Raw genomic sequence first — 24,712 nt, 5'->3', positions numbered from 1 at the left:
AATGGCTGACTATCAGGGTAAAAAAGTGGTCATTATCGGGTTGGGCCTGACCGGGCTCTCCTGTGTTGATTTCTTTTTAGCGCGCGGCGTGACGCCACGCGTGATGGATACCCGTGTCGCCCCGCCGGGCCTCGATAAACTGCCCGCCAGCGTTGAGCGCTGGTTGGGTTCGCTGAATGACAGCTGGTTGCAGGCCGCTGATTTGATCGTTGCCAGCCCGGGTATGGCGCTGGCGCATCCGTCGTTAATGGATGCCGCGCAAGCGGGTGTGGAAATCGTCGGGGATATCGAGCTGTTCTGCCGTGAAGCCCAGGCGCCGATCGTGGCGATCACCGGCTCCAATGGCAAAAGTACCGTGACCACCTTAGTGGGCGATATGGCGAAGGCGGCCGGGTGGCAGGTTGGCGTGGGAGGCAATATTGGTTTGCCTGCGCTGATGCTGCTGGAGCAACCGGCTCAACTGTATGTGCTGGAGCTGTCGAGCTTCCAGCTGGAAACAACCGCCAGCCTGAAGGCCGCCGCGGCAACGATCCTCAATGTTACTGAAGATCATATGGATCGCTATCCGTTAGGCATGCAGCAGTACCGTGCCGCCAAACTGCGCGTCTATGAAAACGCTGCCGTCTGCGTGGTCAACGCCGATGATGCGATGACCTTCCCGGTCCGTGGACTGGATGCGCGCTGCGTCAGCTTTGGCATCAACGCCGGCGATTATCACCTCGCAACGGAATCTGGCGAGAGCTGGCTGAACGTGAAGGGTGACAACCTGATGAAAACCAGCGACATGACGCTGGTTGGACAGCATAACCAGACCAATGCGCTGGCTGCGCTGGCACTGGCTGAGGCCGTTGGTCTGCCGCTGGCATCCAGCCTGAAAGCCTTAACCACCTTTAGCGGGCTGGCGCACCGCTTCCAGATTGCGCTGGATCGTAACGGCGTGCGCTGGATTAACGACTCTAAAGCCACCAACGTCGGCAGTACTGAAGCGGCGTTGAACGGACTGCAGGTGCAGGGCACCTTGTGGCTGCTGCTGGGTGGCGATGGCAAGTCGGCTGATTTCAGCCCGCTGACCCGCTACCTGCAGGGCGATAACGTCCGCACTTACTGCTTTGGTCGTGATGCGCAAGCGCTGGCTGAACTGCGTCCCGAGATCGCCGTTCGCACAGAAACGCTGGCAGACGCGATGAAGCAGATCGCCACGCAGGTCAAGCCGGGCGATATGGTGCTGCTTTCCCCAGCCTGCGCCAGCCTGGACCAGTTTAAAAACTTCGAGCAGCGCGGCGACGCGTTCACTCAACTGGCAAAGGAGCTTGGCTGATGCGTTTACCAGGATTAAGCCTTGCCGGTGGCGTCACGAATCGTCTGAAAGATTGGGTGATGGGCCCACGCGAGAGCGACGCCAGCTCGATGGTTCTTTATGATCGCACGCTGCTGTGGCTGACCATCGGTCTGGCGATCATTGGGTTTGTGATGGTGACCTCGGCGTCAATGCCGGTCGGTCAGCGTTTGTCTGACGATCCGTTCTACTTTGCCAAGCGTGATGCGTTCTATATTGCGCTGGCGGTCGGCATGGCGCTGGTCACGCTGCGCGTGCCGATGGATTTCTGGCAGCGTTACAGCAACATCATGCTGCTGGTGACGGTGGTGATGCTGTTAGTGGTGCTGGTGGTTGGCAGCTCGGTCAACGGCGCCTCACGCTGGATTGCATTGGGTCCGCTGCGTATTCAGCCCGCAGAGCTCTCCAAGCTGTCGTTATTCTGCTACCTGGCGAGCTATCTGGTGCGCAAGGTGGAAGAGGTGCGTAACAACTTCTGGGGCTTCTGTAAGCCGATGGGCGTGATGGTGGTGCTGGCGGTGTTACTGCTGGCTCAGCCTGACCTGGGTACGGTGGTGGTGCTGTTCGTCACCACGCTGGCGATGCTGTTCCTCGCCGGAGCCAAACTCTGGCAGTTCCTGGCGATCATCGGCTCCGGTATTTTCGCGGTTTGCCTGCTGATTGTGGCCGAACCGTACCGTATGCGCCGCGTCACGTCCTTCTGGAATCCTTGGGAAGATCCGTTCGGCAGCGGCTACCAGCTGACCCAGTCTCTGATGGCTTTTGGTCGTGGGGAATTCTGGGGCCAGGGGCTGGGAAATTCAGTGCAGAAACTGGAATATCTGCCGGAGGCACATACCGATTTTATCTTCTCCATAATCGGTGAGGAACTGGGTTATATCGGTGTGGTTTTAGCCCTGTTAATGGTATTCTTCGTCGCTTTTCGCGCGATGTCCATTGGTCGTCGTGCGCTTGAGCTTGACCAGCGTTTTTCCGGCTTCCTTGGGTGCTCGATTGGCGTGTGGTTCAGCTTCCAGGCGCTGGTTAACGTTGGCGCTGCAGCGGGCATGTTACCGACCAAAGGTCTGACGTTGCCGCTGATCAGTTACGGTGGTTCGAGTCTGATCATCATGTCGACCGCCATCGTGTTTTTGTTACGTATTGATTATGAAACGCGTCTGGCAAAAGCGCAGGCGTTTACGCGGGGTAGTCGATGAAAGGGAAGCGACTGATGGTCATGGCTGGCGGAACCGGTGGGCACGTTTTCCCCGGGCTGGCGGTTGCGCATCATCTGATGGATCAGGGCTGGCAGGTTCGCTGGTTGGGCACGGCGGATCGTATGGAAGCCGATTTGGTTCCAAAGCACGGCATCGACATCGATTTTATCCGGATCTCCGGCCTGCGTGGTAAAGGCCTGAAGGCGCAGCTCACCGCGCCACTGCGTATTTTCAACGCGGTGCGTCAGGCCAGAGCCATCATGAAGGCCTACAAGCCGGATGTGGTGCTGGGGATGGGCGGCTACGTTTCCGGTCCGGGTGGCTTAGCGGCCTGGAGCTGCGGCATCCCGGTGGTGCTGCATGAGCAGAACGGTATTGCCGGCCTGACCAACAAATGGCTGGCGAAAATTGCCAAAAAGGTGATGCAGGCATTCCCCGGCGCATTCCCCAATGCGGACGTTGTTGGCAACCCGGTGCGTACCGATGTGCTGGCGCTGCCGTTACCGGCTGAACGTCTGGCCAACCGCAGCGGCCCAATCCGCGTGCTGATCATCGGCGGAAGCCAGGGCGCGCGGGTGCTGAACCAGACCATGCCTCAGGTTGCGGCGCTGTTGGGTGACTCAGTTACCCTCTGGCACCAGGTAGGGAAGGGCGCTTTGGAAGGCGTGAATCAGGTTTATGAGCAGTTGAACCTGACGCAGCATAAAGTCACCGAATTTATCGACGATATGGCTGCGGCCTATGCCTGGGCAGACGTCGTCGTTTGCCGTTCAGGTGCGCTGACGGTCAGTGAAGTCGCCGCCGCAGGCTTACCGGCGATTTTTGTACCGTTTCAGCATAAAGACCGCCAGCAGTACTGGAATGCGATACCGCTGGAGCAGGCGGGCGCCGCCAAAATTTATGAACAGCCGCAGTTTACTGCGGAGGGTGTGGCAGACACGCTGGCCCGTTGGGATCGACCGACTTTACTGCAAATGGCAGAAAAAGCGCGTGCCGTAGCGATCCCCGATGCGACCGACCGGGTTGCAGCGGAAGTCAGTAAAGCTGCGCTTTAACAGAATTTCAGGCCCGGAGCATTCCGGTCCGCAACACGATACTGAAAGGTAGCGACAGGCAGAAGAGATGAATACACAACAACTGGCAAAACTGCGTTCCATAGTGCCCGAGATGCGTCGCGTCCGGCACATTCACTTTGTTGGCATCGGTGGTGCTGGCATGGGCGGTATTGCCGAAGTGTTGGCCAATGAAGGGTATGAAATCAGTGGTTCCGACCTGGCGCCGAATGCGGTGACTCAGCATCTGAGCAACCTGGGCGCGACCATATATTTCAACCATCGCCCTGAGAACGTCAGTGACGCCAGCGTAGTGGTGGTGTCTACCGCGGTGTCTCAGGATAACCCTGAAGTCGTTGCCGCGCGCGAAGCGCGTATTCCGGTGATCCGCCGCGCAGAAATGCTGGCTGAACTGATGCGTTACCGCCACGGCATTGCCGTTGCCGGCACGCACGGTAAAACCACCACCACCGCAATGGTTTCAAGCATTTATGCGGAAGGCGGACTGGATCCGACTTTCGTCAACGGTGGCCTGGTCAAAGCCGCCGGCACACACGCCCGTCTGGGAAGCAGCCGTTATCTGATTGCTGAAGCCGACGAGAGCGATGCCTCCTTCCTGCATTTGCAGCCGATGGTGGCGATTGTGACCAATATCGAAGCCGACCATATGGATACTTACCATGGCGACTTTGAGAACCTGAAACAGACGTTTGTGAACTTCCTGCACAATCTGCCGTTTTATGGCCGTGCGGTGTTGTGCATTGACGATGCGGTGATCCGCGAGTTGATCCCGCGTATCAGCCGCCATATCACCACCTACGGCTTCAGCGAGGATGCTGACGTCCGGGTAGAAAATTACCAGCAGAATGGCGCTCAGGGCCATTTCACCCTGGTCCGTCATGACAAGCCGTTGATGCACGTGACCCTGAATGCGCCGGGCCGTCATAACGCGCTGAATGCGGCGGCAGCGGTTGCGGTGGCAACCGAAGAAGGCATCGAAGATGCAGAGATCCTCAGTGCGCTGGAGAGCTTCCAGGGCACGGGACGCCGCTTTGACTTCCTGGGGGAATACCCGGTGCAGGCGGCCAACGGCACTGCCGGTACGGCGATGCTGGTTGATGATTACGGCCACCATCCGACCGAAGTGGATGTCACCATTAAAGCCGCCCGTGCGGGCTGGCCGGACAAGCAGCTGGTGATGGTGTTCCAGCCGCACCGCTATTCACGTACGCGTGATTTGTATGACGATTTCGCTAACGTGCTGTCTCAGGTCGATGTGTTGCTGATGCTGGATGTCTATCCGGCCGGTGAAGCACCGATCCCCGGCGCGGACAGCCGTTCACTCTGTCGCACCATTCGTGGCCGTGGCAAAGTGGATCCAATCCTGGTCTCTGACCACGATGCGGTGCTCGATATGCTGGCACCAAAACTGTCCGGCAACGATTTAATCCTGATTCAGGGTGCAGGCAACGTCGGCCGTATTGCCCGCACGCTGTCAGAGCAAAAGTTACAACTGCAGAATAAAGAAGGGGAACATCATGGCTGAGAAAGTAGCGGTATTGCTGGGTGGCACCTCTGCGGAGCGAGAAGTCTCGCTGATGTCAGGTAATGCAGTGCTGGCCGGGCTGATTGAAGCCGGTATTGATGCACATGCGGTAGATATCCGTGATTTCCCGGTGATGCGCCTGAAAGAAGAGGGTTTTGATAAAGCCTTCATCGCGCTGCACGGTCGCGGTGGCGAAGACGGCACGCTGCAGGGCGTGCTGGAGTTCCTGTCCATCCCTTACACCGGCAGCGGCGTAATGGCGTCGGCCATTACCATGGACAAATTGCGTACCAAGTTCCTCTGGCAGGGCTGTGGTCTTCCGGTCTCTCCTTATGTGGCGCTGACCCGTAAGGAAATGGACGCCGGACTGACGCCGGAAACGGAAGCAAAAATCGCTGCGCTGGGCCTGCCGGTTTTCGTAAAACCAAGTTGCGAAGGTTCCAGCGTTGGCATCAGCCGGGTGAACAGCGCTGACACGCTTCAGGCTGCGCTGGTTGAAGCGTTCCGCCATGACGACGATGTGCTGGTGGAAGCGTTTTTAAGCGGACCGGAATACACCGTAGCGGTGATTGGCGATGAAATATTGCCTTCAATCCGCATAAAGGTGGTTTCTGAGTTCTATGACTATGAAGCAAAATACTTTTCTGACGATACTGAATACTTCTGCCCAAGCGGATTGTCTGCTGAACAGGAAGCTGAACTGAGCGATATCGTGATTAAAGCCTGGCGCGCATTAGGCTGTAGCGGCTGGGGCCGTGTTGACGTGATGATGGGCGGCGACGGTCAGTTCTACCTGCTGGAAGTGAACACTTCCCCAGGCATGACCGGGCACAGTCTGGTGCCGATGGCGGGTAAGCAGGCGGGGTTGAGTTTCTCCCAGCTGGTCGCGCGCATTCTGGAGCTGGCGGACTGATATGTCCCAGGCTGCTCTGAATGTTCGAAACCGCGAGGCGCAGGAAAAAGCGCGATCCGGGCGCAGTAATGGCTCCAGACTGGCAGGCATCATCTTTCTGACGATCGTGCTTGGCGTGGTGTTCGCCGCCGGATTTGTGGTGGTGAAGTGGATGGATGATGCCTCAAGGCAACCGCTGTCAAAACTGGTGGTGACCGGGCAGACGCACTACACCACCAACGACGATATTCGCCAGGCGATTTTGTCGCTGGGCGCGCCGGGAACGTTTATGTCCCAGGATGTCGACGTCATCCAGCAGCAGATTGAACGTCTGCCGTGGATCCAGCAGGTCAGCGTGCGCAAGCAATGGCCTGACGAGCTGAAGATCCACCTGGTAGAGTATGTGCCCGTTGCGCGCTGGAACGACCTGCATATGGTTGATGCAGACGGAAAGTCATTCTCCGTGCCGGCTAACCACATTGGCAAGGAAGAGATGCCAATGCTGTATGGACCGGAAGGGAGCGAAACAGAAGTGCTGACCGGCTATCACCAGATGAGCGATCTGCTGGCGGCAAGCAAATTTAAATTGAAGGTGGCGTCGATGACCGCAAGGCGGTCCTGGCAACTGGTGTTGAGCGATGATGTCCGTCTGGAACTGGGACGCAACGAAGATATGAAGCGTTTGAAACGTTTCATTCAGCTTTACCCCACGCTGCAGCAGCAGGGACAGGCAGAAAACAAACGTATCACTTACGTGGATCTGCGGTACGACTCTGGCGCGGCAGTAGGATGGGCACCGGCAGAAATTAAGACCCCCGACAATAATCAGCAACAGAATCAGGCACAGGTTAAACAACAATGATCAAGTCGACGGACAGAAAACTGGTAGTTGGACTCGAGATTGGCACCGCGAAGGTTGCCGCTTTGGTAGGGGAAATTCTGCCGGATGGCATGGTCAATATCATTGGCGTGGGCAGCTGTCCTTCCCGCGGAATGGATAAAGGCGGGGTGAACGACCTCGAATCCGTGGTCAAATGTGTTCAGCGCGCGATCGACCAGGCTGAGCTGATGGCTGATTGCCAGATTTCGTCGGTTTACCTTGCATTATCGGGCAAACACATCAGTTGCCAGAACGAAATAGGGATGGTTCCTATTTCCGAAGAGGAAGTGACACAGGAAGATGTGGAGAACGTGGTACACACCGCCAAATCCGTCCGTGTTCGTGACGAGCACCGCATCCTCCATGTTATTCCGCAAGAATATGCGATCGACTATCAGGAAGGGATCAAAAATCCGGTCGGCTTGTCCGGCGTGAGAATGCAGGCAAAAGTGCATTTGATCACCTGTCACAACGATATGGCGAAAAACATTGTAAAAGCCGTTGAACGATGTGGCCTGAAAGTTGACCAATTGATTTTCGCCGGTCTGGCATCCAGCTTTGCGGTGCTGACTGAAGATGAGCGTGAGCTGGGCGTCTGCGTAGTGGACGTTGGCGGCGGCACCATGGATATCGCGGTTTACACCGGAGGCGCGCTGCGTCACACCAAGGTGATCCCGTATGCAGGTAATGTTGTCACCAGCGATATCGCTTATGCGTTTGGCACACCGCCGACCGATGCGGAAGCGATTAAAGTACGCCACGGTTGCGCGCTGGGTTCCATCGTCGGTAAAGACGAAAACGTCGAAGTGCCAAGCGTCGGTGGACGTCCACCGAGAAGTCTGCAACGTCAGACGCTGGCAGAGGTGATCGAACCTCGCTACACCGAACTGCTGAATCTGGTCAATGACGAGATCCTGCAGTTGCAGGAACAGCTTCGCCAACAGGGCGTTAAGCACCATCTGGCAGCGGGTATCGTCCTGACCGGTGGCGCAGCACAAATTGAAGGATTAGCGGCTTGCGCCCAGCGTGTGTTCCACACGCAGGTGCGTATCGGACAGCCGTTAAACATCACAGGATTAACGGATTACGCGCAGGAGCCTTACTACTCAACAGCGGTTGGCTTACTGCACTACGGAAAAGAGTCACACCTTAACGGTGAGGCGGATGTAGAAAAAAGAGCCTCAGTGGGCAACTGGTTCAAACGAATCAACAGCTGGCTGAGAAAAGAGTTTTAATTTAGAGAAAAGGGGATCATGCTAGACTTTTTATGATCTCCAGGCGACAGGCACATAACGGAGAGAAATTATGTTTGAACCAATGGAATTAACCAATGACGCGGTGATTAAAGTCATCGGCGTCGGCGGCGGCGGCGGCAACGCCGTAGAGCACATGGTGCGTGAGCGCATCGAAGGCGTTGAGTTCTTCGCAGTAAACACGGACGCGCAGGCGTTACGTAAGACTGCGGTTGGCCAGACTATCCAGATTGGTAATGGTATTACCAAAGGTCTGGGTGCCGGCGCGAACCCGGAAGTGGGTCGCAACTCGGCAGAAGAAGACCGTGAAGCACTGCGTCAGGCACTTGATGGTGCAGACATGGTGTTCATCGCTGCAGGCATGGGCGGCGGTACCGGTACCGGTGCAGCGCCAGTTGTCGCTGAAGTTGCAAAAGAATTGGGTATCCTGACGGTTGCTGTGGTGACCAAGCCTTTCAATTTTGAAGGCAAGAAGCGCATGGCATTCGCCGAGCAGGGTATCGCTGAGCTGTCCAAGCATGTCGATTCACTGATTACTATTCCAAACGACAAGCTGCTGAAAGTGCTCGGCCGTGGTATCTCACTGCTGGACGCGTTTGGCGCAGCGAACGACGTGCTGAAAGGCGCGGTGCAGGGTATTGCCGAACTGATTACCCGTCCTGGCCTGATGAACGTCGACTTTGCTGACGTGCGCACCGTGATGTCCGAAATGGGCTACGCGATGATGGGTTCTGGCGTGGCGTGCGGTGAAGACCGTGCAGAAGAAGCAGCCGAAATGGCGATTTCCAGCCCACTGCTGGAAGATATCGACCTGTCTGGCGCGCGTGGTGTGCTGGTTAACATCACCGCGGGCTTCGACCTGCGTCTCGATGAGTTTGAAACGGTGGGTAACACCATTCGTGCGTTTGCTTCTGACAATGCGACCGTGGTTATCGGTACCTCGCTGGACCCGGAAATGAACGACGAACTGCGTGTAACCGTCGTGGCTACCGGTATTGGCATGGACAAGCGTCCAGAGATTACCCTGGTCACCAACAAGCAGCAGCAGACTCAGCCTGTTATGGATCACCGTTACCAGCAGCACGGTATGGCACCGCTTCCACAGGAGCAGAAACCCGCCGCTAAAGTGGTCAACGATCCGAGCACGCAGACTAACAAAGAGCCTGATTATCTTGATATTCCTGCCTTCCTGCGTAAGCAGGCGGATTAGGAATTTCCTGAGAATTGGGATTCTCCGCTCTTTGTGTTAAAATGTTCGCCCGTCAGTAAGTTATACTGGCGGTCGGATGAGTAATTTTGCGAGATAATACGATGATCAAACAACGGACATTAAAACGTATCGTTCAGACGACTGGAGTCGGTTTACATACCGGCAAAAAAGTCACGCTGACGTTGCGCCCCGCGTCGGCTAATACCGGGGTCATCTATCGTCGCACTGACTTGAATCCACCGGTAGATTTCCCGGCTGATGCCAAATCCGTGCGTGATACCATGCTCTGTACTTGCCTGGTTAATGAGCATGACGTGCGTATTTCGACAGTCGAACACCTGAACGCAGCACTTGCTGGTCTGGGCATCGATAACATCGTGGTGGAAGTGAACGCGCCAGAAATTCCTATTATGGATGGCAGCGCCGCCCCCTTTGTTTATCTGCTGATGGACGCAGGCATCCAAGAACTGAATTCTGCGAAGAAATTTGTCCGCATCAAACAGCCAGTCCGGGTTGAAGATGGTGACAAATGGGCCGAATTTACGCCGCACAACGGTTTTAAGTTGGATTTCACCATCGACTTTAACCATCCGGCGATCGATTCCGGTTCACAGCGCTACAGCATGGATTTCTCTGCTGAAGCCTTTGCGCGTCAGATCAGTCGTGCCCGTACGTTCGGCTTTATGCGTGATATCGAAGCATTGCAGTCCCGGGGCCTGTGCCTCGGCGGCAGCTTTGACTGTGCAATCGTGGTGGATGATTACCGCGTATTGAACGAAGACGGTTTACGCTTTGAAGACGAATTCGTCCGTCACAAAATGCTGGATGCCATTGGTGACCTGTTTATGTGTGGCCACAACATTATCGGCGCATTCACTGCCTATAAATCAGGTCATGCATTAAACAACAAGCTGCTTCAGGCGGTTCTGGCTAAGCAAGAAGCCTGGGAATGGGCAACGTTCGAGGACGAAGCCGAGTTGCCAGTGACCTTCAGAGCACCAAATCTGGTGTGGGCATAAAGTCAGCATTACTTATTACGACTGGTTGAGCTGGTACTCTCTCCGGCCAGTGAGGCCAGTCGTTCTATTGTCTTCTTCAGTTTTTCAGAGCCCCTGCTCGCCACACTCCGCAGTATCTCCGCACTCTGTTCACTCAGCTGACGTCCCGGCGAATTTTCTTCTGCTTCAGGTCGACCGCCGCTTTTTTGCACGCTTTCCTGCCCTTTTGCTGCCAGTGAAGGATTTATCGTGATGTCGATTGCCGTCAATGATGGTAATATTTGCGCTCGTAAAGCTGACAGCAGGCTGGATTGTTCATAGCGTAAGCGCATCATCCAACTGGCATTAGCGGTTTCGAGCACCAGAATGCCCTGGCGAAAATTGGCCACGCGGCACCAGGGATGCATCTGCGCAGGAAGAATACCCTGCACGGCCCGGTTCAGTTTGTTTAGCGCAATGGCGCGCTGCTGAATGGATTGCAGCATACCTTTGGCATCGGTGACTTCGAATAAATTTTCAATTGAATGCGGGCGACTATCACGCATAGCAAGCTCCGGCGGAAACAGTGATCGGGATTCTAAATCGTTGGCGACAACTTGGCAGACGTTATTTCTGGCCGCATCTCCTGTTGGGGATGGTCGCGGCTGGTCTTGGCCTGCCTCACGCTGCCAGCGACCGGACAACTTTACCAGAAACCGCCTCCCGAAGCCTGAATATCAGCAATGGCGTGCGTTTCGACAGCCTCGCACTGCTGCAGGAAAGCGTCCGTCGTCCTAATTTTAACGTGGATTACTGGCATCAGCATGCCATCCGCACCGTTATTCGTCATCTCTCCTTCACGCTAACGCCAGCCAATCAGCCCACTGCCGAGCAGGTTATGCCGCTCGAAGTGCAGAAACTGGCGCTGTTGGATACGCTGAACGGCTTACTGACGCACGAAGCCAGACCGCCGACGATCATTCGTCAGACCAGTGAGCCTCAGAGCGCAGCAAAACCCCGTTATCAGACCGGCCTGTGGCTTGCTCAGGTTCAGGGCATTCGTGCCGGACCTGCTTCTCTCGCGTAACGTCTACGTTCATTACACCCAACTTATAATTAAGCGCTTCACCACGTCATGTGGTGGCTGAGAGAAAGTATTTACTATGTTAATCAAATTATTAACCAAAGTTTTTGGCAGTAGCAATGACCGCACCCTGCGCCGTATGCGCAAAGTCGTCGATCAGATCACCAAAATGGAACCGGATTTTGAGAAGCTGTCTGATGATGAGCTGAAGGCAAAAACCGTTGAGTTCCGCGCCCGTCTGGCAAAAGGCGAAGTGCTGGAAAACCTGATCCCGGAAGCCTTTGCTACCGTTCGTGAAGCCAGTAAGCGTGTATTTGGTATGCGTCACTTTGACGTACAGCTGCTGGGCGGCATGGTACTGAATGACCGTTGCATCGCTGAAATGCGTACTGGTGAGGGTAAAACCCTGACCGCAACGCTGCCAGCTTACCTGAATGCCCTGAGCGGCGAAGGCGTCCACGTGGTCACGGTCAATGACTATCTGGCCTCTCGTGATGCGGAAAACAACCGTGCGCTGTTCGAGTTCCTTGGCCTGAGCATTGGTATCAACCTGCCAGGTATGCCAGCACCGGCCAAGCGTGAAGCGTATGCTGCCGATATCACCTACGGCACCAACAACGAATACGGCTTCGACTACCTGCGTGACAACATGGCCTTCAGCCCTGAAGACCGTGTACAGCGTAAGCTGAACTATGCGCTGGTGGATGAGGTTGACTCCATCCTGATCGATGAAGCCCGTACCCCACTGATCATCTCGGGTCCGGCGGAAGACAGCTCTGAGCTGTATATTAAGGTCAACAAAATCATCCCAAGCCTGATCCGTCAGGAAAAAGAAGATTCCGACAGCTTCCAGGGCGAAGGCCACTTCTCAGTAGATGAGAAAGCCCGCCAGGTTCACCTGACCGAACGGGGTCTGGTGGCGATTGAAGAGCTGATGGTCAGCGAAGGCATCATGGAAGAGGGCGAGTCGCTGTACTCCCCAGGCAACATCATGATGATGCACCATGTGACCGCCGCTCTGCGTTCTCATGTGCTGTTCACCCGCGACGTTGACTACATTGTAAAAGACGGCGAAGTGATCATCGTTGATGAACACACCGGCCGTACCATGCAGGGACGTCGCTGGTCTGACGGTCTGCATCAGGCAATTGAAGCGAAAGAAGGCGTGGAAATCCAGAATGAGAACCAGACTCTGGCTTCCATCACTTTCCAGAACTACTTCCGTCTTTACAACAAACTGGCCGGGATGACCGGTACAGCGGACACCGAAGCGTTCGAATTCAGCTCGATCTATAAGCTGGAAACTATTGTTGTACCAACCAACCGTCCGATGGTGCGTAAAGATCTGGCCGATCTGGTCTATATGACCGAGAAAGAGAAGATCGACGCGATCATCGAAGACATCCGCGAGCGGACCGCGAATGGTCAGCCGGTGCTGGTGGGGACCATCTCCATTGAGAAATCCGAAGTGGTTTCTGAGCAGCTTTCACTTGCCAAGATCGAGCACGCGGTACTGAACGCCAAATTCCACGCCCGCGAAGCAGATATCGTGGCGCAGGCTGGTCAGCCAGGTGCCGTCACCATCGCCACCAACATGGCTGGTCGTGGTACGGACATCGTGCTGGGCGGCAGCTGGCAGGCAGAGATTGCTGAACTGGAAAATCCAACCGCAGAACAGATCGACGCGATCAAGAGCGCGTGGAAAATTCGTCATGATGCGGTACTGGCATCGGGCGGTTTGCACATCATTGGTACCGAGCGTCATGAATCACGCCGTATCGATAACCAGTTGCGCGGCCGTTCGGGTCGTCAGGGTGATAACGGTTCATCCCGCTTCTACCTGTCGATGGAAGATGCGTTGATGCGTATTTTCGCCTCCGATCGCGTGTCTAATATGATGCGTAAACTGGGCATGAAGCCTGGCGAAGCGATTGAACACCCGTGGGTGACCAAAGCGATCGCTAACGCCCAGCGGAAAGTGGAAAGCCGTAACTTCGATATTCGTAAGCAGCTGCTGGAATATGATGACGTTGCTAACGATCAGCGTCGTGCGATTTACTCTCAGCGTAATGAACTGCTGGACGTGTCTGACGTTTCAGAAACCATCAGCAGCATCCGCGAAGACGTGTTCAAAACCACGCTGGACACCTTCATTCCACCGCAGTCCCTGGAAGAAATGTGGGATGTGAAAGGTCTGCAAGAGCGTCTGAAAAACGACTTCGATCTGGATATGCCAGTAGCAGAATGGCTGGATAAAGAGCCAGAACTGCATGAAGAGACGCTGCGTGAGCGCATCATGCAACATGCGAAAGAGCAGTATCTGCGCAAAGAAGAAGTGGTTGGCGTCGAGATGATGCGTAACTTCGAGAAAGGCGTCATGCTGCAAACGCTGGATTCCTTGTGGAAAGAGCACCTGGCCGCGATGGATTACCTGCGTCAGGGTATCCACCTGCGTGGTTATGCGCAGAAGGATCCGAAGCAGGAATACAAGCGTGAATCCTTCGCCATGTTTGCTGCGATGCTGGAATCACTGAAATACGAAGTGATCAGTACGCTGTGCAAAGTTCAGGTACGTATGCCTGAAGAAGTTGAAGCAATGGAAGAGCAGCGCCGTGAAGAAGCGGAACGCCTGGCTAGCCAGCAGCAGCTGAGCCACGTTGATGTTGAAACCGAAGCCGCCATCGAGATGGCAGATCAAACCGGCGAGCGTAAAGTTGGCCGTAACGATCTTTGCCCATGTGGTTCTGGTAAAAAATACAAGCAGTGTCACGGTCGTCTTGCTTAACAGCAGACGGTGAGCATAAGAGGGCTGGAGAAGATTCTCCGGCCCTTTTTTTATGCCACAACAGGGTTGCAGATAAACAATAACCAGCCGCTAACTGCCAGCGCCGCGCCAAATGGAAAGGGATCGCGCAATGGACGTCCTGATACCCACTGCATTATGCCTAAAGCAATTAGCGAGGCGAGCGAGGCCATCAGCACCAGTATGGGCAGCCAGTACACCCCGAGCCAGGCACCCAGTGCGGCAAGCAGCTTCGCATCTCCCAGCCCCAGTCCTTCTTTTTTGCAGACCATCCGGTAGCCATATGAAAGTAGCGCCAGCACCGTAAAGCCAGCCGCCGCGCCAAGCACCGCCTCGGTGAGAAGCGCTGAGGAAATCACGCCTGCGACGTTGCCCAGCAATCCCAGCCACAGCAGTGCAAGGGTCAGTACATCGGGAAGCAGCAGATAGCGCAGGTCGATAACGATCAACGCCAGCAGTATCCAGCTTAACAACAGGGAAGCGGGCAGCAGACGGGCGGGGAGCACTGCGGCTACCAGCAATGAAATGCCGCAACAGAGCGTTGGCAGCAGCCAGAAGCCGGGAATATTTTCACGGCTGATCTCGAAGGACACACCCCGTATCTTAGCGGGCAACCAGCCACTCAGTAGCCAGACCAGGCTGCCCATCATCGCGCCGATAAGGCCTGTCGTTAGCCAGACGCCACTTGCCCATAACTGCCCCGATCCCTGTAATGCCTCCACCATCATTTCTCCTCCCTGGTCCCCATGCTTCAGTAGCATCTGCCGGTACTATACGCCTCAGTCGAGGCCTCAGAACGTGCACAAGATGATTACATCGCCTTGCAAAGCAGATTTTCGGGCGGGCTCGAAACAGGCGGATTCTGGCTTGCCATTCCCCGTTAACGCTGGAATAGTGGCGAGGTGTAAAGTTTCTCAGAGTGAAAGTGAATGAAGCAGCTGCAAGTGGCGGTAGGTATTATCCGCGATCAAAACCAGAATATTTTCCTCGCACGGCGTTCAGCCAGCTCGCATATGGCGAACATGTGGGAGTTCCCGGGTGGCAAAATTGAAGCAGGTGAAACGCCTGAAGAGGCGCTGAAGCGTGAGCTGCATGAAGAGACGGGCATTGAGGTTGAAAACGCCGTGGCGTATGGCTCAGGTGAGCATGGCGACAGCAGTTTCCACGTGACGCTACACTTCTTTATTGTCGATCGCTGGCAGGGAGAACCCTATGGCCGCGAAGGGCAACCGCAGCGCTGGGTACCGCAACGGGAATTAGTGGCGGATGAATTTCCTCCCGCCAACGCCGCAATCGTTCGTCGACTGCTGGCCGAAGTGCTTTAACAAGCTTCCCGCCAGCGATGGCGGGAGCATCTTAATCGTGGTTTGGGTCGTGCTCGCTCCAGCCTTCACTTTCTGAATGCTGGTCATTACTGGCAATACGCTTTTCTTCCGCAGCCCATTCCCCAAGGTCGATTAACTGGCAGCGTTTGCAGCAAAATGGCCGCCACGGACTCAGTTCATCCCAAATCACCTCTTTCGCACAGGTCGGGCAGTTAACAACTATCACATCATCTTTATTCATCAGGCAAAACCTTAACAACAGGCAAGTTCAAAATCGAGGCGTGCCGGCACTTCACCGCGTTCACTGTCTAATGGCAGAAAACGAATTGCATAGCGGCTTTTGTGACCGGAAACCTGCGGGTATAGGGAATCATCCAGCGAAAGCTGAAGCCGAAGGAGCTCGGCACCTTCGCCGTTGTCCTGGAAAAAACCGTTGACGCTGGTTTGCGTGCGGAACTCACCAGACTGACGGATCAAATCCAGAATTTGGGTCAGCGCTTCGCGGATGGGCATCAGCGACTCCATCCAGACCGCAACCTGGGCATCACGCTGTTCCTGTGCGACATGTAGCCAGATATGCAGAGTCGGCAGATCGAAGCTGCAACAGCCGCCGGGAATACTCAGCCGCTGGCGTACCAGGCCAATCAGACGATCTTCACGCATCAGCTGACCCATTCGTGGGGCGGCCATCAGCGTGCCGGAACAGGCTTTAAGCTTGTCGCGCAGCGTATCGATCAGTTCCATATCCACACCCGGCACATCCGCCCAGGCGCGCAATTTCTGCTGCTGTTTTTCCAGCTCTTTCACAATGTCAGTGCGTAATTCGCCGCGTTCAAACACATCAAGCAGTTCGGCCGCGTTACGGAAAAAGGTCAGTGCTCCAAGAGGATCGGTGATGGTTCGGCTGCTCTCTAACTGGCTGATTAAAAACTCGATTCTTAGCCAGGTGCGCATTTTTTCGTTCAGTGGATACTCAAATAGAATCGTTGTGCTCATGCTGTTAATCCTGGTCAATGGCCCCGGCCAGCTGGCGATATTGCTGGTCCAGCAGGGCAACGCGCGCGGTCACCGACTCGGGTGACCCGCCGTTATCAATAATGTCGTCTGCTACCGCAAGGCGCTGATCGCGCGATACCTGGGCAGCCAGAATATGTTCCGCCTGTTCGCGGCTGATACCATCCCTGGCGATGGTGCGTCTTAACTGGGTCTCACGATCCACGTCGACGACCAGCACCCGGTTCGCCAGATGCTGAAGATTATTTTCAACCAGGAGCGGCACAACCCACAAACACCAAACGGAGTGAGTTAGCGCGAGCTGGCGGCGTGTTTCTGCCTGAATAAGGGGATGGAGCAGGGCGTTGAGCCAGGTTTTATCCTCCCCCGAGGTGAAAATGCGCTGACGCAGCGCTTTACGATCGAGGCTGCCATCACTTTGCATCACGTCTGCGCCAAATCGCTGGCGGATCGCGGCAAGCGCTGGCTGGCCTGGCTCGACGACCTGACGGGCAATCACATCAGCATCGACGATATCCACACCTCTGTCGGCAAAGGCGTTGGCAATGGTGGTTTTTCCGCTGCCGATGCCACCGGTCAGCGCAACAGTATAGCGCATAAGCCTCTTCTCTCCTGGCTCTGAGTGTGGGCAGTCGGTATCGCGGAGGATTAACAAGGCGGCTACTGGCTTAAAAATGAGGCACCGGTCACACGAGCGGATAGCAGATAAATTTATGAGATTGTAGCGTAAATAAACCTGCTTTCGCAGTCTTGTCCGCGCGATTTTAGCGCGTATGATAGCGTCACTGGAGCTGGCAATTGCTGACTTTCGCGCCATCAACCAGGAAATCTATCATGCGTATTGAAGAAGATATTAAATTAGGCTTTAAAGATGTCCTTATCCGGCCAAAGCGTTCCACGCTGAAAAGCCGCTCTCAGGTAGAACTTACCCGTCAATTTACCTTCAAACATTCCGGTGTTGCCTGGTCAGGTGTGCCGATCATTGCTGCCAATATGGATACCGTGGGCACCTTTACCATGGCCGAAGCGCTGGCGTCCTTTGATATGCTCACCGCGGTGCATAAACATTACAGTGTTGAGCAATGGCAGCAGTTCGTCTCCCGTGTGCCTGAAAATGTGCTGAAGCATGTGATGGTCTCTACCGGCACTTCCGATGCCGACTTCATCAAGATGAAGCAGATTCTGGCGCTTTCGCCACTGCTGAATTTCATCTGTATCGATGTGGCTAACGGCTACTCCGAACATTTCGTAGAGTTCCTGCAGCGCGCCCGTGAAGCCTGTCCGGGCAAAACCATCTGTGCGGGCAATGTGGTGACCGGGGAAATGGTTGAAGAACTGATCCTCTCTGGCGCAGACATTGTCAAAGTGGGCATTGGTCCGGGTTCAGTTTGCACCACCCGGGTTAAAACGGGCGTGGGCTATCCGCAGCTTTCTGCGGTGATTGAGTGTGCCGATGCGGCGCATGGCCTCGGCGGGCAAATTGTCAGCGATGGCGGCTGTTCTATGCCAGGCGATGTGGCAAAAGCGTTCGGCGGCGGGGCTGATTTTGTGATGCTTGGCGGTATGCTGGCAGCCCATGAAGAGTGCGAGGGCACGCTGGTGGAAGAAGAGGGCGAAGCGTTTATGCTGTTCTACGGCATGAGCTCCGAATCTGCGATGAAGCGCCATGTTGGCGGCGTGGCGGGTTATCGCGCAGCGGAAGGTAAAACCGTTAAGATCCCCTTCCGTGGCCCGGTCGACAACACCGTGCGCGATATCCTTGGCGGCCTGCGTTCAGCCTGTACCTATGTCGGTGCTGAGCATTTGAAAGAGTTGACCAAGCGCACCACCTTTATTCGGGTTAACGAGCAGGAAAACCGCGTATTTAACCGCTAGCCTGTTCGCGTTACCTTCGCGGGCAACCGGCAACCGGCAACCGGCGCCAGGCAACTGGCAACGCGCCACCGCCATTGTCCGCTTAACGGCGCGCTAATCCAGCCAGCTAACATCCATGGCAGGCTGGATTTACCTTTATCCCAACGCATCCCCCAGATTGAAGATGGGTAAATACATAGCAATGACCAACGCGCCCACCAGCACCCCGGTAATCACCATCATCATCGGTTCCAGCGCGGCGGCCAGATTGTCTGCCAGCTCATGCGTCATCTCTTCATGTAATTCTCCCAGCCGTTCCAGCATGCTGTCCAGTGAGCCAGACTCTTCACCCACTTTTATCAGCTGATAACACACCGGGCTGAAAAGCGGATGTTGCTTCAGGGCCTGGTAAAGCGGATAGCCAGTGGCAATGTGCTGTTGAAGCTGCTGGATCGCTTCACGCCACAGCAATGAGGTCAGCGTTTTCTCCACCGCCTGCAAGCTTTGTAGCAGTGTCAGCCCGGCCTGCTGCGTCAGTGCCAGCGTCATAAATATCCGGCTTAACAGCCCGCCCTGATACAGCTTGCCCGTTAGCGGTAAGGCTAACAGCCAGCGCTGCTCCCTCTTTTGCCATTCCGGGGAGCGTTTGGTCTGCCAGCGCCAGCTGAAGGCCAGAACCGTCAGACCTACCAGCAACTGAAAACCGTAATGCTGTAACCCCCCAGAAAGCGCGATGACGCCCGCAGTGAACGCCGGTAGCGGCGCATTGAAAGCCTGATAGACAGACATAAATTCCGGCAGCACAAACACCAGCATGCCAATGCTGACCAACAGAGCCAGCGACAGGATAAACAAAGGGTAGCGTAGCGCTTTCGTCACCTTCTTTTGCAGTTGCTGCTGGCGCTCCTGCTGACAGGCCAGTTGCAGACAGCACTCATCGATCCTGCCGGTTAACTCGCCAACGTACATCAATGCCGGAAACAGCGGTGGGAAGACCTGCGGCCACAGCGCCAGCGCGTCAGAAAAGGGCATGCCTTCCGCCACGTTGTTTTCCAGCTGCCTGAACAATGCCTGCCAACCGGGATGAGGATGCTCTTCCGCCAGCAGATTCAGACTGGCAGACAGGGTCAGACCGGCCTTCAACAGCGTCGCCAGCTGACGAAAGAAGGCAATTTTCTGCGCCCATTGCCACTCACGCGCCCGGTAGCGTTTAGCGGCAGAGAGCGACAGTGGCATTAGCCCGTCAGCCAGCAGGCGATCCATCACCTCCTGCTGGCTTTGGCAAAACAGGGCACCTTCAACCAACCTGCCGCTTTGATCCATCGCCTGCCAGCGAAACAGGTAAGGTTCAGCCATCATTGTTGCCGACGATCCTGTTCAGCTCCTCAAGGGTAGTGTCGCCACGATTGACGCAATGCAGTCCTTCGATAAACAGCGAGTTTCTTCCATGCTGGCGGGCAATCATTTCAAGCTGCTCTGCCGTGCTGTTAGCGGCAATCGCATTTTGCAGCCGCGCGGTGATCGGCAGCATCTCGAACAGTGCCAGCCTGCCATAAAAGCCCGAGTAGCAACGCTCACAACCCGGTGCCTGCCAGTTTTGCACGGTGCCGGGCCAGATAGCGGGCGGGAAGTGGGCGACAGCCTCGCTTTTCTGCCGGCAGTGCGGGCAAAGACGACGCACCAGCCGCTGGGCGACAATCAGCTTTAGGGCTGAAGCGAGCAGGTAACCTGGAATGCCAATCTGTCCAAGGCGGGTTAAGGTTTCCAGAGTGGAGTTGGTATGCAGTGTCGACAGCACCAGGTGACCGGTTTGCGCAGCCTTCACCGCCGTTTCTGCCGTTTCCCGATCGCGGATCTCGCCCAGCATAATCACGTCCGGATCCTGGCGCAGCAGGGCGCGTAGCACCAGGTTGAAGTCCAGCCCGGCTTTCGGGTGGATCTGGGTCTGGTTTATCCCGGCCAGCGGGATCTCAATCGGGTCTTCGACGCTGCATAAATTACGCTGTGGCGTGTTCAGCGAATTTAAGCCGCTATAAAGCGTGAACGTTTTCCCGCTGCCCGTCGGTCCCGTCACCAGAATCAAACCCTGCGGTCGCGCCAGTGCCTGGCAATAAATCTTAAGCAGGGCAGGCGGCATGCCTAACTTATCCAGCGCCACCGCCTGCGGCTCGCTTTGCAGCAGCCTGATAACGGCCTTTTCGCCAAACTGTGTGGGCAACGTCGAGAGGCGGAACGACGCCGGGTTACCGTTCAGCTCAACGGTAAACTGGCCATCCTGGGGCGTCCGGCGTTCGGTAATGTCCAGACTGGCCAATATTTTCAGCCGTGCCAGCAAGGCTGCGGCGTTATCCTGTTCATTGCCGGAGAGGGTTTGCAGCACGCCATCGACACGTAAGCGGACCCTTAACGAACCGGCCTGCGGTTCAAGATGAATATCCGACGCGCGCCGCTGCACGGCCAGCAGTAACAGTTGCTGGATTTTATCTGGCGCGCCGCGATCGGTTGCGGCGGTGGGTTGCTGAGAAGGGGCGTTTTTCTGCTGCTGTCGAAACTGCTCAAGGCGTGCCTCCGGCCAGCATTCAATGTCCAGCGCACAGTGGGTGGCAAAACGCAGGGATGCGAGCAGCTCCTCTTCCGGCAGGGTCGCCATCGCCAGCTGCAACCGCTCGGCGGTAAAACTGACGATCACCGCGTGATGGCGTTGGCAAAGTGCTTCTACGGCACGTTGCGTAGATTCGAGGATCATTCTGACACCCCGCTGCTATCGTCATCGAAGCGGAAGACATTCTCACAGGCTTCTTTCAGGCTTGCCTGGGCGCTGCTGCAACTGCGTTGCCAGCTGATTTGACCTTGCGCCGCATCCCAGTCAGGTCGCATGGCGACCCGCAGATCGCTGAGGCTCTCCTGTCCGGTCAGTGAAATCACCCCGGCATTAATGCCCACCGCCGCGACATACCGCGATCCTTTGCCGTTGGGGATACCGTTACTTCCCTCACTGCAATTGCCAAACCCGCCATGCTCAATGGCACAGAGATCGACGGCAGTTTTATAGGGAAGCGCGGTTTGCAGCATATCGGTGAGCGCCGCTTTTTGCAGATAGCCCTGATACGCCGGCAAGCCAATGGCACTTAAAATCGCGATGATGGCAATAACGATCATCAGCTCGATCAGAGTAAATCCTTGCTGCTGTTTCATGCCAAACCTCCTTGTGATTAAGAGGCTGCACGATAACGCCGCAAAAATCAGGCTGCCATGGCGAAAGCCGGCAATGCCGGGGCGGGCCGAAAGAAGTTTTAACCGGTTGCAGTATTCAGTGCACGGGCTGGAAGGAGGATCGCATAACGAAAGCTGAACGTAAAAACGCCATCGCAAAGACGATGGCGTGGGGGCACAATGCCCAGGCTTATTTGAAGCGCATTGAAAGATCTAACGCACGGACGTGTTTGGTCAACGCCCCGACCGAGATGTAGTCGACGCCGGTTTCCGCAAAGATCCGCAGCGTTTCATCGGTGACATTGCCGGAGACCTCAAGCAGCGCGTTGCCGTCGGTTTGCTTCACGGCTTCACGCATCTGCTCAACGGTGAAGTTATCCAGCATCACGATATCTGCACCGGCAGCCAGCGCCTGGGTCAACTCGTCCAAAGACTCGACTTCGACTTCAACCGGGACATCCGGATGCAGCCAGAAGGCTTTTTCCACGGCATCGCGAATCGAACCGGTGGCAATAATATGATTCTCTTTAATCAGGAACGCGTCAGAAAGCCCCAGGCGATGGTTAGCGCCGCCGCCACAGAGCACCGCATATTTCAGGGCCGTTCTCAGGCCCGGCAGGGTTTTCCGGGTATCCAGCAGCTGGGTGCGGGTTCCTTCAAGGATCGCCACATAGCGGCTGACTTCCGTCGCCACGCCAGACAGCGTCTGCACAAAATTCAGCGCCGTGCGTTCTGCCGTAAGGATCAATGCAGAAGGGCCGGTGATTTCGAACAACGGTTGATCGGCGGCGATTGCATCACCGTCCTCAACATGCCAGAGGATCTGGGTTTTATTGCCGAGTTGGATAAACACTTCCTCCACCCAACGCTTGCCGCAAAAAATACCCGCTTCGCGAGTAATAACAACGGCATGCGAGGTTGCTTCGGCAGGTAACAGGCTGGCGGTGATATCTTTGCAGGGGTCAATTTCGCCTCCCAGATCTTCACGCAGGGCCTGAGCAACACTTGGGGGAATATCATCCTCAACACGTTCCAGCAATGCCGTGCGGCGGCTGTCCGGATCGTAGCGGCGGGTAGTCATGATCGAACTCCGAAAGGTCGGATAGAGAGTTCGACCATGCTAGCCTGTTTAGCGGAAGCTTGCCAGCAAGCCGCGATGCCGCAATTGCCACCGTCAGATTGACGAAACCTTGCCGCTAAACACCACCGGACCTGTGGGTTGGCCGGTGGGTGAACCGCCCTGCGGCTCAAGGCTGATTGCCAGCAGCGGCAGGTCGCTGAGTCGGTTGCTGTTCAAGGCGATGCGCGTGATGCGCGTGGGATCAACCAGACCCAATGACTGCGGCTTTTGTCCCGGCGGGATCAGCCACAGTTCCAGGCTTTGCTTCGCGGGCAGCGCGCTGGCATTAATTGCCTGCAGCGTCAGCTCGCTCCGGGCCTGATTCAGCGCAACCACCCAGGAACCCTGCTGGCTCCCGCTGCTGTTCAGCACGGCAACGGCCTGCAAAGAGGCGGGTTGTTGATAGATGTTGACGATCAGCGCGCCGGCGAAGGACGCGGCCAGCGCCCAGCCGAGGTAATGCCAGCGGAATGGCATCCGCGCGCGTTTTTCGGCTGGCAGGTCACGCAGGATTTTTTGCCAGACGTCGGCAGAAGGGACAACGGGTTGCACCGCGTGGTCCATATGGCCGAGCATTGTCTGCCAGCGGCTGACCTCTTCCTGCAGTGCGGGCTCCTGTTGCAACCGGCGTTCGAACTGCTGGCGCGCGGGGCCGCGTAAGGTGCCGAGGGCATATTCTGCAGCGAGGGCCGAATCGTATTGGCTTGTTGTTTTCATATTCCCACACACTCTTTCAAATGGGCCAATGCGCGACGGATCCAGCTTTTAACGGTGCCAGCCGGTTGCTGCAGGTGCTCAGAAATTTCGCTGTGCGACAGGCCCTGATAATAGGCCAGCATCACACTTTGTCGTTGTTCTCCCGGAAGATGATCCAGGCAGTCCGCTAATCTGCGAGCTTCAGAGGTCGAGGGTAAACCGTCCGCAAAGGTGCAGGAGAGTCCCTCAGTGTAATCTTCGTTCAGCGTGTCGATATCCAGCGTATCCAGCGGAGAGGCCTGGTTGCCCTTAAGCCGAAGATAATCAATGGCCCGATGGCGGATAAGCGTGGTCATCCAGGTCTTTGGTGCACTCAGCAGCGGATCGTAGCTGGCGGCGCGCTGCCAGATGGCCAGCATCGTGTCGTGCAGCACCTCTTCGGCCCAGCCGCGCCGCCGAAGCATGCGCAAGGCGATGGCGAAAAGATAAGGGGAAAGTTGGCGATAAAGCTGTTCAAACGCCCGCCTGTCACCCCGGCCGACCGCTTGCAGTAAAAGAACCTGACTGTCGATAACATCGTCTGTCATGAAGCTTCCTGTGAAAAAAAGGTGCAGAGGATCTGAGAAAACCTGCTGCACCTGGTATAACGCTTTTTTGTTATTTCGGCATCAGCACGGTATCAATTACGTCGATTACGCCGTTACTTTGATGAACATCGTAGGTGCTGATATTAGCGACATTTCCCTGACCATCTTTCAGCTGAATATTGTGCGGACCGTTACTCATAATCCACAGCGGCTGACCGTTGACGGTTTTCAGCTCGGCATGGCCTTTACCCTGTTTAATCTTTTTCTCTAACATCTTCATGTCATAGTTGCCGGCAACCACGTGATAGGTCAGCACGCTGGTCAGCATGGCTTTATTTTCCGGCTTCAGCAGGTTGTCGACGGTACCCGCAGGCAGTTTGGCAAACGCGGCATTGGTCGGCGCGAAGACCGTGAACGGGCCTTTGCTCTGCAGGGTATCGACCAGGCCAGCCGCTTTAACTGCCGCCACCAGCGTGGTGTGATCTTTGGAATTCACCGCATTTTCAACGATGTTTTTTGACGGGAACATCGCAGAGCCGCCGACCATAACGTTGTTGCTCATCGAGTCAGCCATGGCGACACCGCTGAACAGTAATGATGCGCAAAGCGCCGTGCGAACGATTGTTTTCATGATGTGTTCCTTTGAGAGTCAGAGAAGGCACATTTGCCTTACA

General features: G+C 55.8%; 25 protein-coding genes. 13 read left to right on the top strand and 12 right to left on the bottom strand.

Annotated elements, in window-relative coordinates:
• Position 1: 1 nt before the first annotated feature.
• From murD to lpxC, 9 genes are all read left to right on the top strand, one after another.
• Positions 2 to 1,318, top strand: coding sequence for a UDP-N-acetylmuramoyl-L-alanine--D-glutamate ligase (gene murD / locus AC0IXH_RS13785; protein ID WP_346566986.1), 1,317 nt, complete (start codon positions 2 to 4; stop codon positions 1,316 to 1,318).
• Positions 1,318 to 2,532 (top strand): cell division protein FtsW, encoded by a 1,215-nt coding sequence (gene ftsW / locus AC0IXH_RS13780; RefSeq protein ID WP_013200755.1) that lies wholly within the window; start codon positions 1,318 to 1,320, stop codon positions 2,530 to 2,532. Before murD ends, ftsW begins: the two co-directional genes overlap by 1 nt.
• The gene (gene murG, locus AC0IXH_RS13775) at positions 2,529 to 3,587 is read left to right on the top strand and encodes an undecaprenyldiphospho-muramoylpentapeptide beta-N-acetylglucosaminyltransferase (protein ID WP_013200756.1); all 1,059 of its coding nucleotides are present in this window, start codon (positions 2,529 to 2,531) and stop codon (positions 3,585 to 3,587) included. Before ftsW ends, murG begins: the two co-directional genes overlap by 4 nt.
• A 67-nt stretch (positions 3,588 to 3,654) precedes the next feature.
• Complete coding sequence (gene murC / locus AC0IXH_RS13770; protein ID WP_013200757.1) at positions 3,655 to 5,130, top strand: UDP-N-acetylmuramate--L-alanine ligase; 1,476 nt, start codon at positions 3,655 to 3,657, stop codon at positions 5,128 to 5,130.
• Positions 5,123 to 6,043, top strand: a complete 921-nt coding sequence (locus tag AC0IXH_RS13765; protein WP_105760793.1) for a D-alanine--D-alanine ligase — start codon at positions 5,123 to 5,125, stop codon at positions 6,041 to 6,043. Before murC ends, AC0IXH_RS13765 begins: the two co-directional genes overlap by 8 nt.
• Position 6,044: 1 nt before the next feature.
• A complete protein-coding gene (ftsQ, locus tag AC0IXH_RS13760) occupies positions 6,045 to 6,884 on the top strand; it encodes a cell division protein FtsQ (protein ID WP_013200759.1) in 840 nt (279 codons plus the stop codon).
• Entirely contained in the window at positions 6,881 to 8,137 is a 1,257-nt protein-coding gene (gene ftsA / locus AC0IXH_RS13755; protein ID WP_013200760.1) for a cell division protein FtsA, read from the top strand. Before ftsQ ends, ftsA begins: the two co-directional genes overlap by 4 nt.
• Positions 8,138 to 8,207: 70 nt before the next feature.
• On the top strand, positions 8,208 to 9,365 hold the full coding sequence (gene ftsZ / locus AC0IXH_RS13750) for a cell division protein FtsZ (protein ID WP_013200761.1): 1,158 nt from the start codon (positions 8,208 to 8,210) through the stop codon (positions 9,363 to 9,365).
• A 101-nt stretch (positions 9,366 to 9,466) separates the two neighbouring features.
• Positions 9,467 to 10,384 carry a UDP-3-O-acyl-N-acetylglucosamine deacetylase gene (gene lpxC / locus AC0IXH_RS13745; protein ID WP_013200762.1) on the top strand — a complete coding sequence of 306 codons (918 nt, stop codon included), beginning with the start codon at positions 9,467 to 9,469 and terminating at the stop codon, positions 10,382 to 10,384.
• A gap of 8 nt (positions 10,385 to 10,392) precedes the next feature.
• Here the strand turns inward: lpxC and AC0IXH_RS13740 are convergent, their stop codons facing one another.
• Complete coding sequence (locus AC0IXH_RS13740; protein WP_013200763.1) at positions 10,393 to 10,908, bottom strand: DUF721 domain-containing protein; 516 nt, start codon at positions 10,906 to 10,908, stop codon at positions 10,393 to 10,395.
• Positions 10,909 to 10,928: 20 nt separating this feature from the next.
• On the opposite strand from AC0IXH_RS13740, the gene secM reads away from it, so the two are divergent.
• On the top strand, positions 10,929 to 11,429 hold the full coding sequence (gene secM / locus AC0IXH_RS13735; protein ID WP_013200764.1) for a secA translation cis-regulator SecM: 501 nt from the start codon (positions 10,929 to 10,931) through the stop codon (positions 11,427 to 11,429).
• Positions 11,430 to 11,505: 76 nt separating this feature from the next.
• Entirely contained in the window at positions 11,506 to 14,211 is a 2,706-nt protein-coding gene (gene secA, locus AC0IXH_RS13730; protein ID WP_013200765.1) for a preprotein translocase subunit SecA, read from the top strand.
• Positions 14,212 to 14,261: 50 nt separating this feature from the next.
• Here the strand turns inward: secA and AC0IXH_RS13725 are convergent, their stop codons facing one another.
• A complete protein-coding gene (locus AC0IXH_RS13725) occupies positions 14,262 to 14,957 on the bottom strand; it encodes a prepilin peptidase (RefSeq protein WP_049789581.1) in 696 nt (231 codons plus the stop codon).
• A gap of 201 nt (positions 14,958 to 15,158) precedes the next feature.
• Between AC0IXH_RS13725 and mutT the strand changes: the two genes are divergently transcribed.
• Positions 15,159 to 15,554 carry an 8-oxo-dGTP diphosphatase MutT gene (gene mutT / locus AC0IXH_RS13720; RefSeq protein WP_013200767.1) on the top strand — a complete coding sequence of 132 codons (396 nt, stop codon included), beginning with the start codon at positions 15,159 to 15,161 and terminating at the stop codon, positions 15,552 to 15,554.
• Positions 15,555 to 15,585: 31 nt separating this feature from the next.
• Here mutT and yacG read toward each other — a convergent pair whose 3' ends face one another.
• Genes yacG through coaE form a run of 3 tightly spaced genes read right to left on the bottom strand, consistent with a single transcriptional unit; the run spans position 15,586 to position 17,166 of the window.
• Positions 15,586 to 15,795, bottom strand: coding sequence for a DNA gyrase inhibitor YacG (gene yacG / locus AC0IXH_RS13715; protein ID WP_013200768.1), 210 nt, complete (start codon positions 15,793 to 15,795; stop codon positions 15,586 to 15,588).
• An 11-nt stretch (positions 15,796 to 15,806) separates the two neighbouring features.
• The gene (gene zapD / locus AC0IXH_RS13710; protein ID WP_013200769.1) at positions 15,807 to 16,550 is read right to left on the bottom strand and encodes a cell division protein ZapD; all 744 of its coding nucleotides are present in this window, start codon (positions 16,548 to 16,550) and stop codon (positions 15,807 to 15,809) included.
• Positions 16,551 to 16,554: 4 nt separating this feature from the next.
• Positions 16,555 to 17,166 carry a dephospho-CoA kinase gene (coaE, locus tag AC0IXH_RS13705; RefSeq protein WP_346566987.1) on the bottom strand — a complete coding sequence of 204 codons (612 nt, stop codon included), beginning with the start codon at positions 17,164 to 17,166 and terminating at the stop codon, positions 16,555 to 16,557.
• A 236-nt stretch (positions 17,167 to 17,402) separates the two neighbouring features.
• Here coaE and AC0IXH_RS13700 point away from each other — a divergent pair, with 236 nt between their 5' ends.
• Positions 17,403 to 18,443, top strand: coding sequence for a GMP reductase (locus AC0IXH_RS13700; protein WP_013200771.1), 1,041 nt, complete (start codon positions 17,403 to 17,405; stop codon positions 18,441 to 18,443).
• A 135-nt stretch (positions 18,444 to 18,578) separates the two neighbouring features.
• Here AC0IXH_RS13700 and hofC read toward each other — a convergent pair whose 3' ends face one another.
• The 7 genes from hofC to AC0IXH_RS13665 form a co-directional block, all read right to left on the bottom strand.
• A complete protein-coding gene (gene hofC, locus AC0IXH_RS13695) occupies positions 18,579 to 19,778 on the bottom strand; it encodes a protein transport protein HofC (protein ID WP_105760837.1) in 1,200 nt (399 codons plus the stop codon).
• Positions 19,771 to 21,165, bottom strand: coding sequence for a type II secretion system protein GspE (gene gspE, locus AC0IXH_RS13690; protein WP_157868051.1), 1,395 nt, complete (start codon positions 21,163 to 21,165; stop codon positions 19,771 to 19,773). The genes hofC and gspE overlap by 8 nt, the downstream gene beginning before the upstream one ends.
• The gene (gene ppdD / locus AC0IXH_RS13685; protein WP_013200774.1) at positions 21,165 to 21,617 is read right to left on the bottom strand and encodes a prepilin peptidase-dependent pilin; all 453 of its coding nucleotides are present in this window, start codon (positions 21,615 to 21,617) and stop codon (positions 21,165 to 21,167) included. The genes gspE and ppdD overlap by 1 nt, the downstream gene beginning before the upstream one ends.
• Positions 21,618 to 21,825: 208 nt before the next feature.
• Positions 21,826 to 22,716 (bottom strand): carboxylating nicotinate-nucleotide diphosphorylase, encoded by an 891-nt coding sequence (gene nadC / locus AC0IXH_RS13680; RefSeq protein ID WP_013200775.1) that lies wholly within the window; start codon positions 22,714 to 22,716, stop codon positions 21,826 to 21,828.
• A gap of 93 nt (positions 22,717 to 22,809) precedes the next feature.
• Complete coding sequence (locus AC0IXH_RS13675) at positions 22,810 to 23,472, bottom strand: anti-sigma factor (RefSeq protein ID WP_134823483.1); 663 nt, start codon at positions 23,470 to 23,472, stop codon at positions 22,810 to 22,812.
• Complete coding sequence (locus tag AC0IXH_RS13670; RefSeq protein WP_041691905.1) at positions 23,469 to 24,038, bottom strand: RNA polymerase sigma factor; 570 nt, start codon at positions 24,036 to 24,038, stop codon at positions 23,469 to 23,471. Before AC0IXH_RS13670 ends, AC0IXH_RS13675 begins: the two co-directional genes overlap by 4 nt.
• Positions 24,039 to 24,108: 70 nt before the next feature.
• Positions 24,109 to 24,669: a fasciclin domain-containing protein gene (locus AC0IXH_RS13665; protein ID WP_013200777.1), complete on the bottom strand. Its 561-nt coding sequence runs from the start codon at positions 24,667 to 24,669 to the stop codon at positions 24,109 to 24,111.
• Between the last annotated feature and the right edge of the window lie 43 nt (positions 24,670 to 24,712).

It is taken from the genome of Erwinia sp. AC075 (assembly GCF_979253995.1).
The sequence above is the reverse complement of the archived record's forward strand: the minus strand, read 5'-3'. Positions and strand labels throughout refer to the sequence as shown.

What these genes read in the sequence shown, in the direction of transcription:
- murD (WP_346566986.1), top strand. Translation starts at nt 2, where the DNA reads ATGGCTGACTATCAGGGTAAAAAAGTGGTCATTATCGGGTTGGGCCTG.
- ftsW (WP_013200755.1), top strand. Translation starts at nt 1,318, where the DNA reads ATGCGTTTACCAGGATTAAGCCTTGCCGGTGGCGTCACGAATCGTCTG.
- murG (WP_013200756.1), top strand. Translation starts at nt 2,529, where the DNA reads ATGAAAGGGAAGCGACTGATGGTCATGGCTGGCGGAACCGGTGGGCAC.
- murC (WP_013200757.1), top strand. Translation starts at nt 3,655, where the DNA reads ATGAATACACAACAACTGGCAAAACTGCGTTCCATAGTGCCCGAGATG.
- AC0IXH_RS13765 (WP_105760793.1), top strand. Translation starts at nt 5,123, where the DNA reads ATGGCTGAGAAAGTAGCGGTATTGCTGGGTGGCACCTCTGCGGAGCGA.
- ftsQ (WP_013200759.1), top strand. Translation starts at nt 6,045, where the DNA reads ATGTCCCAGGCTGCTCTGAATGTTCGAAACCGCGAGGCGCAGGAAAAA.
- ftsA (WP_013200760.1), top strand. Translation starts at nt 6,881, where the DNA reads ATGATCAAGTCGACGGACAGAAAACTGGTAGTTGGACTCGAGATTGGC.
- ftsZ (WP_013200761.1), top strand. Translation starts at nt 8,208, where the DNA reads ATGTTTGAACCAATGGAATTAACCAATGACGCGGTGATTAAAGTCATC.
- lpxC (WP_013200762.1), top strand. Translation starts at nt 9,467, where the DNA reads ATGATCAAACAACGGACATTAAAACGTATCGTTCAGACGACTGGAGTC.
- AC0IXH_RS13740 (WP_013200763.1), bottom strand. Translation starts at nt 10,908, where the DNA reads ATGCGTGATAGTCGCCCGCATTCAATTGAAAATTTATTCGAAGTCACC.
- secA (WP_013200765.1), top strand. Translation starts at nt 11,506, where the DNA reads ATGTTAATCAAATTATTAACCAAAGTTTTTGGCAGTAGCAATGACCGC.
- AC0IXH_RS13725 (WP_049789581.1), bottom strand. Translation starts at nt 14,957, where the DNA reads ATGATGGTGGAGGCATTACAGGGATCGGGGCAGTTATGGGCAAGTGGC.
- mutT (WP_013200767.1), top strand. Translation starts at nt 15,159, where the DNA reads ATGAAGCAGCTGCAAGTGGCGGTAGGTATTATCCGCGATCAAAACCAG.
- yacG (WP_013200768.1), bottom strand. Translation starts at nt 15,795, where the DNA reads ATGAATAAAGATGATGTGATAGTTGTTAACTGCCCGACCTGTGCGAAA.
- zapD (WP_013200769.1), bottom strand. Translation starts at nt 16,550, where the DNA reads ATGAGCACAACGATTCTATTTGAGTATCCACTGAACGAAAAAATGCGC.
- coaE (WP_346566987.1), bottom strand. Translation starts at nt 17,166, where the DNA reads ATGCGCTATACTGTTGCGCTGACCGGTGGCATCGGCAGCGGAAAAACC.
- AC0IXH_RS13700 (WP_013200771.1), top strand. Translation starts at nt 17,403, where the DNA reads ATGCGTATTGAAGAAGATATTAAATTAGGCTTTAAAGATGTCCTTATC.
- hofC (WP_105760837.1), bottom strand. Translation starts at nt 19,778, where the DNA reads ATGGCTGAACCTTACCTGTTTCGCTGGCAGGCGATGGATCAAAGCGGC.
- ppdD (WP_013200774.1), bottom strand. Translation starts at nt 21,617, where the DNA reads ATGAAACAGCAGCAAGGATTTACTCTGATCGAGCTGATGATCGTTATT.
- nadC (WP_013200775.1), bottom strand. Translation starts at nt 22,716, where the DNA reads ATGACTACCCGCCGCTACGATCCGGACAGCCGCCGCACGGCATTGCTG.
- AC0IXH_RS13675 (WP_134823483.1), bottom strand. Translation starts at nt 23,472, where the DNA reads ATGAAAACAACAAGCCAATACGATTCGGCCCTCGCTGCAGAATATGCC.
- AC0IXH_RS13670 (WP_041691905.1), bottom strand. Translation starts at nt 24,038, where the DNA reads ATGACAGACGATGTTATCGACAGTCAGGTTCTTTTACTGCAAGCGGTC.
- AC0IXH_RS13665 (WP_013200777.1), bottom strand. Translation starts at nt 24,669, where the DNA reads ATGAAAACAATCGTTCGCACGGCGCTTTGCGCATCATTACTGTTCAGC.